At 62.5% G+C, this 15,767-nt stretch carries 14 protein-coding genes; 8 read left to right on the forward strand and 6 right to left on the reverse strand.

Annotated features, from left to right (window positions below; genetic code table 11):
* Nucleotides 1–97: 97 nt before the first annotated feature.
* From Y707_RS0110595 to Y707_RS0110615, 5 genes are all read right to left on the reverse strand, one after another.
* Entirely contained in the window at nucleotides 98–1,492 is a 1,395-nt protein-coding gene (locus Y707_RS0110595; RefSeq protein WP_026535069.1) for a GntP family permease, read from the reverse strand.
* A gap of 82 nt (nucleotides 1,493–1,574) precedes the next feature.
* A complete protein-coding gene (locus Y707_RS0110600) occupies nucleotides 1,575–2,117 on the reverse strand; it encodes a gluconokinase (RefSeq protein WP_026535070.1) in 543 nt (180 codons plus the stop codon).
* 97 nt (nucleotides 2,118–2,214) lie between these two features.
* Nucleotides 2,215–2,655: a hypothetical protein gene (locus Y707_RS0110605; protein ID WP_026535071.1), complete on the reverse strand. Its 441-nt coding sequence runs from the start codon at nucleotides 2,653–2,655 to the stop codon at nucleotides 2,215–2,217.
* Nucleotides 2,656–2,658: 3 nt separating this feature from the next.
* Nucleotides 2,659–3,165 (reverse strand): YbaK/EbsC family protein, encoded by a 507-nt coding sequence (locus Y707_RS0110610; protein ID WP_051441870.1) that lies wholly within the window; start codon nucleotides 3,163–3,165, stop codon nucleotides 2,659–2,661.
* Nucleotides 3,166–3,286: 121 nt separating this feature from the next.
* Nucleotides 3,287–3,469: a hypothetical protein gene (locus Y707_RS0110615; RefSeq protein ID WP_026535073.1), complete on the reverse strand. Its 183-nt coding sequence runs from the start codon at nucleotides 3,467–3,469 to the stop codon at nucleotides 3,287–3,289.
* Nucleotides 3,470–3,540: 71 nt separating this feature from the next.
* Here Y707_RS0110615 and Y707_RS0110620 point away from each other — a divergent pair, with 71 nt between their 5' ends.
* The 7 genes from Y707_RS0110620 (at nucleotide 3,541) to metG (ending at nucleotide 13,853) form a co-directional block, all read left to right on the forward strand.
* On the forward strand, nucleotides 3,541–4,467 hold the full coding sequence (locus Y707_RS0110620) for a LysR family transcriptional regulator (RefSeq protein WP_026535074.1): 927 nt from the start codon (nucleotides 3,541–3,543) through the stop codon (nucleotides 4,465–4,467).
* A gap of 455 nt (nucleotides 4,468–4,922) precedes the next feature.
* Nucleotides 4,923–6,614, forward strand: coding sequence for a dihydroxy-acid dehydratase (gene ilvD / locus Y707_RS0110625; protein WP_026535075.1), 1,692 nt, complete (start codon nucleotides 4,923–4,925; stop codon nucleotides 6,612–6,614).
* Nucleotides 6,615–6,893: 279 nt separating this feature from the next.
* Nucleotides 6,894–8,792, forward strand: a complete 1,899-nt coding sequence (locus Y707_RS0110630) for an acetolactate synthase large subunit (RefSeq protein ID WP_026535076.1) — start codon at nucleotides 6,894–6,896, stop codon at nucleotides 8,790–8,792.
* A gap of 2 nt (nucleotides 8,793–8,794) precedes the next feature.
* Nucleotides 8,795–9,307, forward strand: coding sequence for an acetolactate synthase small subunit (gene ilvN / locus Y707_RS0110635; protein ID WP_026535077.1), 513 nt, complete (start codon nucleotides 8,795–8,797; stop codon nucleotides 9,305–9,307).
* A gap of 82 nt (nucleotides 9,308–9,389) precedes the next feature.
* Nucleotides 9,390–10,415, forward strand: coding sequence for a ketol-acid reductoisomerase (gene ilvC, locus Y707_RS0110640; RefSeq protein WP_026535078.1), 1,026 nt, complete (start codon nucleotides 9,390–9,392; stop codon nucleotides 10,413–10,415).
* Between the two features lie 212 nt (nucleotides 10,416–10,627).
* Nucleotides 10,628–12,232, forward strand: coding sequence for a phosphoglycerate dehydrogenase (gene serA, locus Y707_RS0110645; protein WP_026535079.1), 1,605 nt, complete (start codon nucleotides 10,628–10,630; stop codon nucleotides 12,230–12,232).
* A gap of 67 nt (nucleotides 12,233–12,299) precedes the next feature.
* Entirely contained in the window at nucleotides 12,300–13,853 is a 1,554-nt protein-coding gene (gene metG / locus Y707_RS0110650; RefSeq protein WP_026535080.1) for a methionine--tRNA ligase, read from the forward strand.
* A gap of 9 nt (nucleotides 13,854–13,862) precedes the next feature.
* Here metG and Y707_RS0110655 read toward each other — a convergent pair whose 3' ends face one another.
* Nucleotides 13,863–14,381, reverse strand: coding sequence for a hypothetical protein (locus tag Y707_RS0110655; RefSeq protein WP_026535081.1), 519 nt, complete (start codon nucleotides 14,379–14,381; stop codon nucleotides 13,863–13,865).
* 346 nt (nucleotides 14,382–14,727) lie between these two features.
* Here Y707_RS0110655 and Y707_RS0110660 point away from each other — a divergent pair.
* A partial coding sequence (locus Y707_RS0110660; protein WP_155852888.1) for a helix-turn-helix domain-containing protein occupies nucleotides 14,728–15,767 on the forward strand: 1,040 nt, incomplete at its 3' end.

A 15,767-nucleotide genomic window follows, 5' to 3' on the forward strand; every position in this document is an offset into this window, starting at 1 on the left:
TTCTGAAGCGGGGCGGGATGGTTGTGGAAGACCGTCCCGCCCCGCTGCGCTAAAGAGGCTGACTCCGGCCTGCTCGAGAGCGGCCGGTGCTATTCCGCTAGCCGGCGGCCCCAATCATGAACAGGATGGCAGCGAGGGCGAACCCGATAAGGCCGATGATCGTCTCCATTACGGTCCAGGTCTTCAGCGTGGTTTTCACATCCATCTCGAAGAACTTGCCGACCAGCCAGAATCCCGAGTCGTTGACATGGCTGAGCATCACCGAACCGGCGCTGAGCGCGAGTACGACGGCGACGATCTGCAGAGAGCTATAGTCCCCGCCTGCCAACAAGGGTTGCATCAGGGCCGCTGACGTAACCAGGGCGACAGTCGCCGAACCCTGGGCGACGCGGATGAGCGTGGAGATCACGAAGCCGGCGACGATCACCGGCAAACCGATGTTCTCCAGAGAGCCGGCCAGAGCATCGCCGACACCACTGGTGACGAGGACTCCACCGAACATGCCACCCGCACCGGTAATCAGGATGATCGCGCAGATCGGTCCGAGTGAAGAGTCGAGCAGCTTCTCGATGGTTTCCCTGTTGCGGCCGCGGCGCGTTCCCAGCACGTACATGGCAACCAGCACGGCGATCAACAGCGCGACCGGGGTGGCGCCAAGTGTCGACAGCACACCTACCCAGTTGGCCTCCTCGTTGACGACGCCGGACGTTGCCAGCGTGTCGAGGACCGTGTTGAAAGTGATCAGGATGATCGGCAGCAGCAGGATCAGCACCACGGTCATCGCCTTGGGCGGATTCTCGTCGTGCGGTGCTTCCTTGCCGCCGCTGATGAATTCTGGAACCGGCAAGTCAATGCGCTTTCCAGACCAGAGCCCAAACAGGTAGCTGCTGAGGTACCAGGTGGGGAGGGCAACAACGAGGCCCACCAGCAGCAGGACACCCACGTTGGCATCCAGCAGTCCGGCCGCGGCGACGGGGCCGGGGTGAGGGGGAACGTAGACGTGCATAACTGAGAACGCACCTGCCGCGGGAAGCCCGTAGAGCAGGAGGCTTCCGCCGAGCCTGCGGGCAACAGCGAACACCACCGGCAGCATGACAACCAGGCCGGCGTCGAAGAAGACGGGGAAACCGAAGATCAGGGATGCGACGCCGAGAGCCAACGGCGCTCGTTTTTCACCAAATTTGCCCAGCAGGGTCTCGGCGAGTACCTGGGCACCGCCGCTGACTTCAACCATCCGGCCGAGCATGACACCCAGGCCGACAAGCAATGCGACGCCGGCGATGGTGTCGGCGAAGCCGAATATCAGTACATCGACGATGCTGCTGGGCGGGATCCCGGTGACGAAGGCCGTAATGAGGCTGACCAGGATGAGCGCGACGAACGCGTGCATCCTCACCTTCATGATCAGGAACAGCAGCAGGGCTACTGCTGCGGCAGCGATCAGGAGCAGCGGTGCTGTCCCCAACGTCTGCGTCCAGTTTTCGATTTCCATACCTGTTTCCTTTGCCGCATTGTGTGCTTCTGGCTGATGGAGTTGGTGTTGGTGGTGTAGTCGTTGGGGTTAAGGAGTGTAGTCAGGGCCCGTCGGCCGGAGTCTGCGAAGCAAGGTTCAGCTCTTTGAGGACTTTCCCGACGATTTCGTCGGGTTTGTTCGAAACGTCGGCCTTCACCCCGGTCTCATCGGGAGCGAGTTCCTCCAACGTGTCGAACTGGGACTGCAGCAGGGATTTCGGCATGAAATGACCGCTGCGGCCTTCCATCCGATCGGCAATCAGATCGATAGGACCGGTCAGCTCAATGAAAATCACTTTCGCACTGCTTTCACGCAGCACATCCCGGTAGGCGCGTTTGAGCGCCGAACAGGTCACGACGGAGTTCTGTTCTTCTTGCGCCTGATCGGAAAGGTGGTCACGGATGCTCTGGAGCCATGGCCAACGGTCCTCGTCGGTCAGCGGTATACCGCGGGTCATCTTGTCGATGTTGGCCGGCTGATGAAACTCGTCAGCCTCGAAAGTGGCCCAGCCCAGCCGTTCGCCGAGCAATTCAGCAACGGTGGTCTTGCCGGTCCCGGATGGACCCATCACTACGAGTGCGGTCGTCTTTGGGCCTTCAGCCATGCGGCTCCCTCCGTTGGGCGTGCTTCTCTTGATTAGTATCACCGCATGAGAGAGCGCCGCAATGGGACGCGCAGGGGTTGTGGACAAAAAGTATGACTCAGGCCATTGCCACGAAGGCGGTCATGAACGCTACGAAGTCCTCGTGATCCTCGCGCTGGTCGACGGTGTGTTCAGCTTCCGACGACGGTATGTCGCCGTACGGCTCGACCCCGAACCGGAATGTCTTGCCGGTGCTGGTGCCAACCTCGTAGTCCCCATCGGCCAATTCGAAGGCGTGGGACAGATTGGTCATGTTGATTTCAGTCGGATCCCCGCCTGGAGTCAGCGTCCTGCCGTTGAAGGGTGCGACGACGATTTCGGCAGGTTGCCACCGGTAACCGACAACGTAGTACTTGGGGGCACGCCCGCCTTGCGATTCCTTTCCGTTGTCGCCGGAGCGCTCGTTTGAGGCATAGACCAGATTGTAATCCCCGTAATTGGGTATCTGGCTGTCAAAAATTCCGCGCAGGGCATCCTTGAATTCGTCGCTGGATGTCATGTGTTAGCAAACCTCGATTGCCTGGCCGCCTGTGAGCCGGAGCAATTGCTGATAGTCGGTGGGAAAGACGGTGTTCGGATGGCCCGCGGCAGCCCAGATTTCCGGGTACTGCTCCAGCTTGCGGTCCACAAAGGTGCGGACTGGAGCCGGATGGCCCAGCGGCGCAACGCCCCCAATCGGTTGCCCGGTCGCCTGGCGGACCACATCCGCACTTGCGCGCTTAAGCCTACCGCCCAACTCCCGTCCGACCATTTCCGTATCCACACGGTGGCTGCCGGAGGTCATGATCAGGACCGGCTCGCCGTCGAGCGTGAAGACCAATGAATTGGCGATGGCGCCGACGTCGACCCCCTGCGCCGCCGCTGCCAGCGCGGCGGTATGGACCCGGTCCGGAAGGATGGTGATATCTGTGTGGTGCCCGGCTGCTTCGAGCGCGGCCACAACCTTCTGCACATTCCGGTGCTGGGAAGCTGGCGGCTGCACGGTTTCGTTCGGGTCGGAGTTGCTCATGATGCAAGTCTATGAAAAAAGCGCCGTGTACCCGCGAGCATTACTCGGGGAGTACCGGCGCTGTAGTTCAGCCGTTTGTCAGTCAGCCTCAGGCAGAGGTGAATCCTCCTGCCGCAAAGTGTCAGAAGCGGGGACGAAGGGTTTCGGCCTGTACAGAGGTGGACGGAGCCTCGGTGTTGTCCCAGTTCGGGTAGACCGGAGCGGGCTGGAGCATGCGGTCGGCACGCAGGAAAGCAAAGATGCGGTACACGGCAACGGCGAGGGCGAGGATAGTCAGGATCGGGAGAATCAGTGCGGCAGTCATGTGTTAAGTCTCGGGAGTTCCTATGTTTAGCACAATCTCAGTTTACTTATCCTATTGTGTAGGATGGCTACATGGACCTCCGCCGCCTGCGCATTCTCAGGGAACTCGCCGACAGGGGCACCGTGGGTGCCACCGCCGACGCGATGAACATCACAGCTTCGGCCGTCTCCCAGCAGCTGAAAGTGCTGCAGGAAGAGGTCGGTATTGCCCTTGTCCAGCGCGAGGGCAGGGGCGTCAAACTCACCGAAGCCGGACTTGCCATGGCCGCGGCAGGGTCGGAAGTTTCGACGGCGATGGAGCGGGCGCAGGCGACGGTCGACTTCTACCGCAAGGGGTGGCAGACACAGATTCGGGCGGCATTCTTTCCCAGTTCTGCGGAAATGTTCCTGCCGGGGCTGCTGCACCGGATTAAGGAAATCGAGGGGCTGCAGTTCGACGCTTTCCATCAGGACCCGATGGTTGCCGGTTTTGTACCTTTGACGGCCGATTATGACTTTGTGGTGGCCCACAGCGGGCTGGGTTCGGACGTCTTCGCCCAGCCCGGCGTCGTCGTCGTTCCACTGCTGCGTGAACCGCTGGATGTGGCGATGCCGACGTCGCACCCATTGGCGGAAAAGTCGCGGCTCACGCCCGAGGACATTGTTGATTACACCTGGATCGGCGTTCCGCACGGTTATCCGTTCGACGCGATCCTGTCGCAGGTGGAGGCCAAGACCGGCCGGCTCGCCACCCGGTCGCAGCGGTACCCCGACCTGCGCGTGATGGAGGCGTTGGTCAGTGCCGGACACGGCCTGGCGTTCCTGCCCAGATATACAGCGTTGGGCAGCGGTGGCCGCGGCTATGTGCTCCGCCCCCTGGAGGGTGTGAAAGCAGGACGCAGCATCGTTGCGCTGGCACGCACCGACGTCGCCGAGCGCACCACGGTCCGGCAGGTGCTGGGCATGCTCAAACGCGTCGCACGGAACGTGGCTGACGACGTCGAAATGGTGGAAAACTAACCAGCTTTAATAGCTCTGCAGGGCCGCCACCGATTATTATGTAGCTGTGACCCATTGGCATTCCGCCCGCGGGCACGACCGGGCATAGGGAGAACACCATGGGTTGGACGAGCAGGATCAAGAGCGCCGCAGACAAGTATGCGGGCAGAGGAAAAGGCACCACCGGGCATACGACCGGTCGTGGCGTGGGACGTACCACGGGTACGGGAGGCCCCACGAGCGCAGGGCGCACGGGTGGCTTCGGCGGTATGAAACCACGCGGTGCGGGCGGGAGCACGCACGGCGAAATGGGCGGCATCGGCGGAAAGATCAAGCGTGCCCTGAAGAAAAGGTGACCGGCGGCCGGCTATGGGTAACCGTGGCCGGCAGGCTGGCTGAGGCGGAAATAGTTCACAGGGGCGAAATATTTTGTCCCGATTCGAAGGCTGTCGGAGCGTCGGCGTAGTCTTTGATTCATGAGCGTGGATATCAAACCCAGAAGCCGGCAAGTCACAGATGGTATGGAACGCGCGCCAGCACGAGGCATGCTGCGCGCCGTCGGAATGGGGGACGAGGATTTCGCCAAGCCGCAGATTGGCGTGGCGAGCTCCTGGAACGAAATTACGCCCTGCAATCTTTCCCTCGACCGCCTGGCCAAGGGCGCCAAAGAAGGCGTTCATGCCAACGGCGGGTTCCCTATGCAGTTCGGCACCATTTCGGTCTCGGACGGCATTTCCATGGGACACGAGGGCATGCACTTTTCCCTGGTCTCCCGCGAGGTGATTGCGGACTCCGTCGAAACGGTGATGCAGGCCGAGCGGATTGACGGGTCGGTGTTGTTGGCCGGCTGCGACAAGTCCCTGCCCGGCATGCTGATGGCTGCTGCCCGGCTGGACTTGGCGAGCGTCTTCCTTTATGCCGGTTCGATCATGCCTGGCTGGGCCAAGCTGGAAGACGGCTCGGAAAAGCAGGTCACGCTGATTGATGCCTTTGAGGCCGTCGGTGCATGTGCCCGCGGCAAGATGAGCCGCAAGGACCTGGACACTATTGAAAGGGCCATCTGCCCGGGCGAAGGAGCCTGCGGCGGAATGTACACGGCCAACACGATGGCCTGCGTGGGCGAGGCGTTGGGCATGTCCCTGCCCGGTTCGGCTGCCCCGCCATCGGCAGACCGCCGCCGCGACCTCTTCGCGCGCCGGTCCGGCGAGGCCGTCGTCGAACTGCTCCGCCAAGGCATCACCGCCCGGGACATCATGACCCGCAAGGCATTCGAGAACGCGATCGCCGTCGTCATGGCCTTCGGTGGATCGACCAATGCCGTGCTGCACCTGCTGGCAATCGCCCGCGAGGCGGAGGTTGACCTCAAGTTGGAGGACTTCAACCGGATCGGCGACAAGATCCCGCACCTCGGCGACCTGAAGCCGTTTGGTCAGTATGTAATGACCGACGTCGATCAGGTCGGGGGAGTGCCGGTCATCATGCGGGCGCTGCTCGACGCAGGCCTGCTGCACGGCGACGCGCTCACTGTCACCGGCAAGACCCTGGCCGAGAACCTCGAGGCCATCAACCCGCCGGACCTGGATGGGAAGATCCTGCGTTCGATGGACAACCCGATCCACCACAACGGCGGTGTGGCCGTGCTGAAGGGTTCACTTGCGCCCGACGGTGCTGTGGTGAAGACCGCCGGATTCGACGCTGAAGTGTTTGAAGGCCCGGCGCGGGTGTTTGAGCGGGAGCAGCCGGCAATGGCCGCGCTGGAGGCCGGCGAGATCAACCCCGGCGACGTCATCGTCATCCGCTACGAAGGGCCAAAAGGCGGTCCGGGCATGCGCGAAATGCTCGCCATCACCGGTGCCATTAAGGGTGCAGGGCTCGGCAAGGATGTCCTGCTGCTCACAGATGGGCGCTTCTCCGGCGGAACGACCGGGCTTTGCATCGGCCATGTTGCTCCCGAAGCGGTCGACGGCGGTCCGATTTCCCTGGTCCGCGATGGTGACAATATCCGGGTGGATATCGCCAACCGGAGCATAGACCTGGACGTGGACGAGGCCGAGTTGACCAAGCGCAGGGTTGGCTGGGAACCGGTCCCGCACATTTACCACAAGGGTGTGCTCGCCAAGTACGCCAAGCTGGTTCACTCGGCAGCCGAAGGTGCGTACTGCGGCTGACGGGAAGTTCATATAATGAGACGAGGAAGTCTCCCGGTTTGACAGCCGGCGTTGGGGACGGAACACTACTGGTATGCAGTTCGTATCCGTAGTACTTCTTACCAAGCGCGTGACGTAGGCCAACACCTACCCGCCTGGTAACACTTCGTTACGCGCTTACCCCCGATGCCGACCACCGGCTGAGGGGTTTTTTTGTATCCAAATGAAGATCCACGCCGGCCCCGCACCCCCTAAGGCCCGGGACCGGCACCGCGAGACGATCCGCAAAGGAAGAGTCTGATGAGTAAAGGTTCGCCAATCAGCCCAACGCTGATGGCCTCGAAAGCTCCGGCCGCAGCCGGTGCCGTGACGAAAAAGGCGGCCGCGAAGGTCGTCAGCGCAACTTCCTCGGCCTCTCCCGTTCCGGGCCCCAATAACTCTGTCGATGCCATCGGGATGAGCGGCTCGCAGGCGATTGTCCGCTCACTGGAGGAGCTCGGCGTCGACGACGTCTTCGGGCTGCCGGGCGGTGCGATCCTTCCCACCTACGACCCGTTGATGGATTCGGACCGGATCAACCACATCCTGGTCCGGCATGAGCAGGGCGCCGGGCACGCCGCGCAGGGCTATGCGATGGTGACCGGCCGTCCCGGTGTCTGCATCGCCACCTCCGGTCCTGGCGCGACGAACCTGGTGACGGCGATTGCCGATGCGCACATGGATTCCGTTCCGATGGTTTGCATTACAGGCCAGGTCGCCAGCAGCGTGATCGGCACGGATGCGTTCCAGGAAGCCGACATAGTCGGAATCACCATGCCGATCACCAAGCACTCCTACCTGGTCACTGATCCGCAGGACATTCCGCGGGTCATGGCCGAGGCATTCCACTTGGCCACCACAGGCCGGCCCGGTCCGGTGCTGGTCGACGTCGCCAAGGACGCGCAGGTTGGGCCGATGACGTTCTCCTGGCCGCCGAAGATTGACCTGCCCGGCTACCGCCCCACGGTCAAGGGCCACCCCAAGCAGATCCGCGAAGCTGCCCGCCTGATTGCCTTGGCGCAGCGTCCGGTGCTCTATGTCGGCGGCGGCGTGGTCAAGGCGCACGGTTCGGCCGAACTGATGGAGCTGGCGGAAGTGACAGGCGCGCCGGTGACCACGACGCTCACCGCCCGGGGCGCGTTCCCCGACTCGCATGAGCAGCACGTTGGGATGCCGGGCATGCACGGGTCGGTTTCAGCCGTCACCGCGCTGCAGCAGGCAGACCTGTTGGTCACCCTCGGTGCCCGCTTTGATGACCGCGTTACCGGTGTGCTCTCCTCGTTCGCGCCGAACGCCAAGGTGATTCATGCCGACGTCGACCCGGCCGAAATCTCCAAGAACCGAAACGCCGACGTGCCGATTGTTGGTTCGCTGAAGGAGATTCTTCCGGACCTGGCCAAGGCCGTGGCCGAGGAATTCGAAAAGGCCGGCCAGCCGGACCTCGGTCCCTGGTGGTCCCAGCTGAACCGGCTGCGCGATACTTACCCGCTGGGCTGGACCGATCCTGAAGACGGGCTGTCGTCGCCGGAAAACGTGATTAAGCAGGTCGGCGCGCTGACCGGACCGGAAGGCGTCTACGTCGCCGGCGTCGGCCAGCACCAGATGTGGGCGGCGCAGTTCATCAAGTACGAGCGTCCACATGCCTGGCTGAACTCCGCCGGGCTGGGCACCATGGGCTACTCCATTCCGGCGGCGATGGGCGCGAAGGTCGGCAATCCCGACCGGACCGTCTGGGCGATTGACGGCGACGGCTGCTTCCAGATGACCAATCAGGAACTGGCCACGTGCGCGATCAACAACATCCCGATCAAGGTCGCCATCATCAACAACTCCTCGCTGGGCATGGTCCGGCAGTGGCAGACCCTGTTCTACGAGGGCCGCTACTCCAATACCGACCTGAACACCGGGCACAACACCCGCCGCATTCCGGACTTCGTGAAGCTCGCGGAGGCGTACGGCTGTGCCGGACTGCGCTGCGAACGCGACGAGGACATTGAAGCGACGATCAAGCAGGCGCTCGAGATCAACGACCGTCCCGTCGTCGTCGATTTTGTGGTCAGCCCGAACTCCATGGTGTGGCCGATGGTTCCCGCCGGTGTGAGCAATGACCTGATCCAGATTGCACGGAACATGACCCCGCAGTGGGAAGAGGAGGACTGACCATGAGCCGCCACACGCTTTCCGTGCTCGTTGAAGACAAGCCCGGCGTCCTGACCCGCGTTGCCGGTTTGTTCGCCCGCCGTGCCTTCAATATCCATTCTTTGGCTGTCGGCCCCACCGAGATCACGGGGATGTCCCGGATCACCGTGGTGGTCGACGCCGAGGGCGACCTGCTCGAACAGGTCACCAAACAGTTGAACAAGCTCATCAACGTCATCAAGATTGTTGAGCTTGCCTCAGATGCTTCCGTGCAGCGCGACCACATCATGGTCAAGGTCCGCGCGGATGCCACCACCAGGCTGCAGGTCACCCAGGCTGCAGATCTGTTCCGTGCCTCAGTGATCGATGTGTCCACCGACTCGTTGATCATCGAGGCCACCGGCGTCGCCGAAAAGCTCAGTGCACTGCTGGCAGTGCTGGAGCCCTTTGGCATCCGCGAAATTGTTCAATCCGGAACACTGGCCATCGGCCGGGGTGCGAAGTCGATGAGCGACCGCGCCCTCCGTTCCGCGTAACCAACCAAAAAGAACTACCCTGAAGGCGGCCGGAATTTCGCCGGCCGCACACCATCCGGGGCAGATATTAGGAGATATTTAAGTGGCTGACATTTTGTACGACGACGACGCAGACCTCTCGATCATCCAGGACCGCCATGTCGCCGTGATTGGCTATGGCAGCCAGGGCCATGCGCATGCGCTCAGCCTGCGCGACTCCGGTGTGGACGTCCGCGTCGGGCTCCGCGAAGGATCCAAGTCCCGGGCGAAGGCCGAGGCAGAAGGCCTGCGCGTCGTCTCCGTGGCGGAGGCCGTCGAGGAAGCCAACTTGATCATGATCCTCACCCCGGACCAGGACCAGCGCAAGGTCTACGCCGAGCACATCGAGCCGAACATTGCCGCCGGCGATGCACTGTTCTTCGCGCACGGCTTCAACATCCGCTTCGGCTACATCCAGCCGCCGTCCGACGTCGACGTCGCCCTGGTTGCGCCCAAGGGACCAGGCCACATTGTGCGCCGCGAGTTCGAAGCCGGCCGCGGCGTGCCTGACCTGATCGCCGTCGAGCAGGACGCTTCCGGGAAAGCCTGGGACCTTGCGCTGTCCTACGCGAAGGCCATCGGCGGAACCCGCGCGGGCGTCATCAAGACCACCTTCACCGAAGAGACCGAGACGGACCTCTTCGGCGAGCAGGCGGTTCTGTGTGGCGGCACCTCGCAGCTCGTCCAGTACGGCTTCGAGACGCTGACCGAGGCCGGCTACAAGTCCGAGGTCGCGTACTTCGAGGTGCTGCACGAGCTGAAGCTGATCGTCGACCTGATGGTTGAGGGCGGCATCAACAAGCAGCGCTGGAGCGTTTCCGACACGGCCGAGTACGGCGACTACGTTTCGGGTCCGCGCGTGATCGACCCGTCTGTGAAGGAGAACATGAAGGCTGTGCTGTCCGACATCCAGGACGGCTCCTTCGCCAAGCGCTTCATCGAGGACCAGGATGCCGGTGCCCCGGAGTTCAAGCAGCTGCGCGAGAAGGGCGAGGGCCACCCGATCGAGTCGACCGGCCGCGAGCTGCGCAAGCTGTTCTCCTGGATCAAGACCAGCGACGACTACACAGAGGGCTCCGTCGCCCGCTAGCGCGTAGGGCAGGCCCTACTGTGCCGGCTTCGTCGCCATGCAAGGGCGCCGTCGCCATGCAAGGACCCCGCTGCCCACGCTTAGGATCCACTCGGCAGTAGATGCACTTTTCAGCAGATGAATTGTGCATCTACTGCCGACTCGATTCTGTACCACCCGTTTTGAGCTTTTGTACCACCCCGTTTGAACCGACATACCGACTGAGGAACCCTGTGCCAACAGCCAACGCCACCCGTCCCGTCGTCCTGATCGCCGAAGAACTCTCACCCGCAACTGTTGAGGCGCTCGGTCCCGACTTCGAAATCCGCCAGACGGACGGCGCGGACCGTTCTCAGCTCCTCGCCGCCATCGGTGACGCGGACGCGATTCTGGTCCGCTCGGCCACGAAGGTCGACGCGGAGGCCATTGCGGCTGCAAAGAACCTCAAGGTCATCGCCCGCGCCGGCGTCGGCTTGGACAACGTCGATATCAAGGCTGCGACCCATGCCGGCGTCATGGTGGTCAATGCGCCGACGTCGAACATTGTTTCCGCTGCGGAGCTCACCGTCGGCCATATCCTCAGCCTCGCCCGGCACATCCCGCAGGCCAGCGCCGCGCTGAAAAACGGTGAATGGAAGCGGTCCAAGTACACCGGCACCGAGCTGTATGAAAAGAAGATCGGGATTATCGGGCTCGGCCGGATTGGCGCACTTATTGCGGCCCGGCTGCAGGCGTTCGAGACCACCATCCTGGCCTACGACCCCTACGTGACGTCGGCCCGTGCCGCACAGCTGGGCGTTCAACTGGTGACCCTCGACGAACTGCTCGAGCAGAGCGATTTCATCTCCATCCACATGCCGAAAACCCCGGAGACGGTCGGCATGATCGGCGCGGAGGCATTCGACAAGATGAAGGAGACTGCCTACGTCGTCAACGTCGCCCGCGGTGGCCTGATCGATGAGGATGAGCTGCACAAGGCGCTGAACGAGAGCAAGATTGCCGGCGCGGCCGTCGACGTGTTCGTGAACGAGCCGAGCACTGACCTTCCGTTCTTCGAGCACGACAATGTCATCGTCACCCCGCACCTGGGCGCATCCACCGCCGAGGCGCAGGAGAAGGCCGGCGTTTCCGTCGCGAAATCCGTTCGCCTTGCTTTGGCCGGAGAGCTGGTGCCGGACGCGGTCAACGTGGCCGGCGGCGTCATCGCCCCGGACGTCCGCCCCGGCATTCCGTTGATCGAAAAGCTAGGCCGTATTTTCACTGCGCTCACCCACGATTCGGTGACCCAGATCGAGGTCGAGGTGGCCGGCGAAATTGTGGAGTTCGACGTGAAGTCGCTCGAACTGGCCGCGCTCAAGGGCGTGTTCAAGGATGTCGTTTCCGAACAGGTTTCCTACGTCAACGCGCCGGTGCTGGCCGAACAGCGAGGCATTACCACCCGGCTCATCACCACTCCTGATTCACCCGAGTACCGCAACGTCCTCACCATCCGCGGTGCGCTCTCGGACGGCTCGCAGATTTCCGTGGCGGGCACGCTGACCGGCCCCAAGCAGATCGAGAAGATCGTCAACGTCAACGGCTACGACGTCGAAATCCCCATCAGCGAGCACCTGCTGCTGATCGCGTACCAGGACCGCCCCGGCGTCATCGGCACGCTCGGCCGCATACTGGGGGAGAACGGCACCAACATTGCCAGCATGCAGGTTTCCCGGAACGACGACGGCGGCGCGGTGATGTGCCTGCTGACGGTTGACAGTGCGGTTTCGCAGGAGGTTCTCGAAACCATCCGCGATGAAATCGGGGCCACCGCCGCACGCGAGGTCGACCTGGCCGAGTAATGCGTTCGGCAGGGCTTGAATGGGTCACGAAGCGACAACCAAGCGCGAAAGCAGGTAATTTCTAAGAGTGCAATCTTCTGAGCAGACCCCGTACTACATCACGACCGCCATCTCCTATCCGAACGGGCGGCCGCACATCGGCCACGCCTATGAGGTTATTGCCACCGACGCGATGGCACGCTTCAAGCGGCTCGACGGCTACGATGTGTGGTTCCTGACCGGGACGGACGAACACGGCCAGAAGATGCAGCAGACCGCGGACAAGGAAGGCATCGACGTCCGCGATCTGGCGGAGCGGAATGCCCAGGTGTTCAAGGACATGCAGTCAGCTCTGAACATCTCGCTGGACCGCTTTATCCGCACCACGGATGAGGACCACATCAGGGCGGCCCAGGCCATCTGGGAGCGGATGGAAGAAGCCGGGGACATCTACCTGGACGCCTACGCCGGCTGGTATTCGGTCCGCGACGAGGCCTATTACGGCGCGGACGAGACCGAGGTCCGCGAAGACGGCCAGCGGTATGCCACCCAGAGCGGCACGCCCGTCGAGTGGACGGAGGAGCAGACTTACTTCTTCCGCCTGTCCGAGTATCGGGAACGGCTGCTTGCCCTTTACGAGGAGAATCCCTCCTTCATCGGGCCTGCCCAGCGCCACAATGAGGTTTCCAGCTTCGTCCGGGGAGACCTCCGCGACCTTTCGATCAGCCGCACCACCTTTGACTGGGGCGTTCCCGTGCCCGGACACCCGGAACATGTGATGTACGTCTGGGTGGACGCGCTGACCAACTACCTCACCGGCGTCGGATTCCCTGAGACAGAGTCGGAGTCATACAAGACCTACTGGCCAGCCGACCTGCACGTGATCGGCAAGGACATTGCCCGGTTCCACGCCGTCTACTGGCCGGCGTTCCTGATGTCTGCCGGGCTGCCGCTGCCCAAGCGCGTCTACGCCCACGGCTTCCTGTTCAACAAGGGCGAGAAGATGTCCAAGTCCGTGGGCAATGTCGTGGATCCGTTCTCGCTCGTCGACACGTACGGTTTGGACCAGCTGCGCTACTTCCTGCTCCGCGAGGTTCCGTTCGGCCAGGATGGTTCCTACAGCCACGACGGCATCGTCGGGCGGATGAATGCGGACCTGGCGAACGACCTTGGCAATCTCGCGCAGCGTTCACTCTCGATGGTCGCCAAGAACTGTAACGGCCAGGTTCCCGAGCCGGGCACCTTCGCAGAGGCGGATGCGGCGCTGCTCGCCAAGGCCGGAACGCTGCTGGAGAAGTGCCGGGCAGATTTCGAAGTCCAGGATTTCCACCGCGCGCTCGAGTCGATCTGGACCGTTATCGCCGAAACCAACCGGTACTTCTCCGCACAGGAGCCTTGGGTGCTCCGCAAGACGGATCCGGAGCGGATGAACACCGTCCTCTACGCGACGCTGGAAGTACTGCGGGTCGCCGCCATCCTGGTCCAGCCGGTGATGCCGGAGTCGATGGCCAAGCTTCTGACGGTTTTGGGTCAGAACGACGACGCCCGCACCTATGCGGTGCTGGGCGCCAGTATTGTGCCGGGCACGGAACTGCCGAAGCCGACGCCGATCTTCCCGCGCTACGAAGAGCCGGCGGAATAAGCCGAGGCGCTAAAGCGACTTGTCCTCGCGGAAGCGGATTTCAGCGGTTTCGAGAACCAGCTCCATGATGCGATTCTGCTGATCTTCAGCACGCTCAATCAGCCGTTTCTGCTGCTCCGCGTTGATCCGCGTATCCCGCTGCGCGATCCGTTCCAGCGTCCGCCACAGGCACTCCTTTCCGGCGACCGCCGTGTGCAGACCCTCGAGTTCGAGTTGCCCGGGCAATCCGGACCGGGAACCCGTCGGGTTGAGCGGGTTGAGGTGCGAAAGCGTCCGGCCGACTCTGGAGACGACCGTCTTGATCGGCGAAAGCTGCATTCCAAGACTGCGGCCAATGGCTCTGAGCTCCTGGCGGTCGGCTTCAATATCAGCGGACAACCCCTGGATCCGTTCGCCATAGGGAGTGTCCGCCCACAACTTCCGCGCCTCATCGAAGACCTTCGCCCCGGAATCGGCCGCCATAATGTGGTCCTGCAGATATGCAGACAGGAGCTCATCATCGGTTTTGCCAGCCTGGGTGTCTGCCATTCGCTCTCCTCCAGATACAAGATTGCCGTACGTGATCAGGAAGTCCCCGGTCACGTACGGCAATTATAAGCGTACTTAGTGGACTGCAGGCTTACAGCAGGTCGACGACGTCGTATTCCGCATCCACCGCTACCCGACAGCGCTTCGGCGGATTCCGCATCCACCCGCTCCCCGCCTGATTGCTTTCGCAAAAGTGATTGCAATGCAATCAATCCGTGACGAGTTCTAGCGGTCGTTGCAACGGCCCCTTAATTCGGGAGTTGCAACACCATTGGAAGCGTCATCAATTAATAGTTCTTTCTCTAAGGAAGAATCGTCCTCGAGGAAGAAAGCGGATCGACCGTCGGTGGCACTTGGGAAACGTCGGTATCGGTCTTACACAGCCGCTGAGAAGGATGGGTTCTTCGCGTTGCTGGACAGGCTCGGTAACATCAGTGCTGCGGCCAAAGAGCTGGGAATCAACGTCCAAACCGCAGTTGGCTGGGCCTATAGGGCCCGTGCTGTGATGCGGGAACCAAGCAAGGAAAAAGGGGCGGTCCGACGGGACAGTCAGGGCTTGAAGGACGAGTTCTTCACCGTATTGGACCGGGTGGGCAGTGTGAGCGTGGCGGCCAGGGAGCTTGGTCTGAACAGGGAGATGTGCTTCAACTGGGCGCGGGCGGTCGGCATCGCCAGTATCCACCCAAACGCGGGCAAGCGTGCGGAGTTCGACCGCCTGCGCAAGAGCGGTCTCAGCAGAAAGGAAGCCGCAGCGGCGGTGGGTATTCATAGGAACACCGCCTACCTGTTCGATAACGGTCTGGTCCAGAGCAAGGGCAGGACCACTACTTATCAGGGCGGCTCTGATATGGCGTATAAACAGGAGGTGACGACTCCTCTTGCAGCACCGCCGACCCTCGAAGCAACGTTTCCATCCCGGATACAAGCAGCCGGGGTGGAACAGCCGCCGGCCCCCGTGACGGCGGTGGCGCCGGTGGTTCAGCAGTCGCTGGAGCAGGTCATCAGCGGCCGCTACCTTGCACTGCCGGAGCGGGAGCTGATCGCGGACCTGCTCCGGTCCGGCTCCTCGGCCAGAGCCATTGCCCAGGCACTGGGCCGCTCACCATCCTCGATCATCCGGGAGATCAACCGCAACAGCCACCCGGTGCTCGGCTACCAGCCCTACGCCGCCAACCGGGCCGCCACCGGCCGCCGGGCCCGGCCCAAAGACAGTAAACTGGCCGCACCCGGAGAGCTGCGGGACTACGTGAAAACCAAACTGCTCACACGCTGGTCACCGGAACAGATCTCCAATCTGCTGATCAAGGAATTTCCCGATGACCCGCACCTGCGCGTGAGCCACGAAACGATCTACCAGTCCCTTTATCTTCAGGCCCGCGGCGGACT

The sequence above is a fragment of the Arthrobacter sp. H14 genome (assembly GCF_000520495.1).
Taxonomy (GTDB): Bacteria; Actinomycetota; Actinomycetes; order Actinomycetales; family Micrococcaceae; genus Arthrobacter_C.

Excerpts from the sequence above, each read along its gene's own strand:
- Y707_RS0110600 (WP_026535070.1), bottom strand. The coding sequence starts at position 2,117 with ATGGCTGAAGGCCCAAAGACGACCGCACTCGTAGTGATGGGTCCATCC.
- Y707_RS0110615 (WP_026535073.1), bottom strand. The coding sequence starts at position 3,469 with ATGACTGCCGCACTGATTCTCCCGATCCTGACTATCCTCGCCCTCGCC.
- ilvD (WP_026535075.1), top strand. The coding sequence starts at position 4,923 with ATGAGCGTGGATATCAAACCCAGAAGCCGGCAAGTCACAGATGGTATG.
- Y707_RS0110595 (WP_026535069.1), bottom strand. The coding sequence starts at position 1,492 with ATGGAAATCGAAAACTGGACGCAGACGTTGGGGACAGCACCGCTGCTC.
- Y707_RS0110605 (WP_026535071.1), bottom strand. The coding sequence starts at position 2,655 with ATGACATCCAGCGACGAATTCAAGGATGCCCTGCGCGGAATTTTTGAC.
- Y707_RS0110610 (WP_051441870.1), bottom strand. The coding sequence starts at position 3,165 with ATGAGCAACTCCGACCCGAACGAAACCGTGCAGCCGCCAGCTTCCCAG.
- Y707_RS0110655 (WP_026535081.1), bottom strand. The coding sequence starts at position 14,381 with ATGGCAGACACCCAGGCTGGCAAAACCGATGATGAGCTCCTGTCTGCA.
- ilvN (WP_026535077.1), top strand. The coding sequence starts at position 8,795 with ATGAGCCGCCACACGCTTTCCGTGCTCGTTGAAGACAAGCCCGGCGTC.
- Y707_RS0110620 (WP_026535074.1), top strand. The coding sequence starts at position 3,541 with ATGGACCTCCGCCGCCTGCGCATTCTCAGGGAACTCGCCGACAGGGGC.
- Y707_RS0110630 (WP_026535076.1), top strand. The coding sequence starts at position 6,894 with ATGAGTAAAGGTTCGCCAATCAGCCCAACGCTGATGGCCTCGAAAGCT.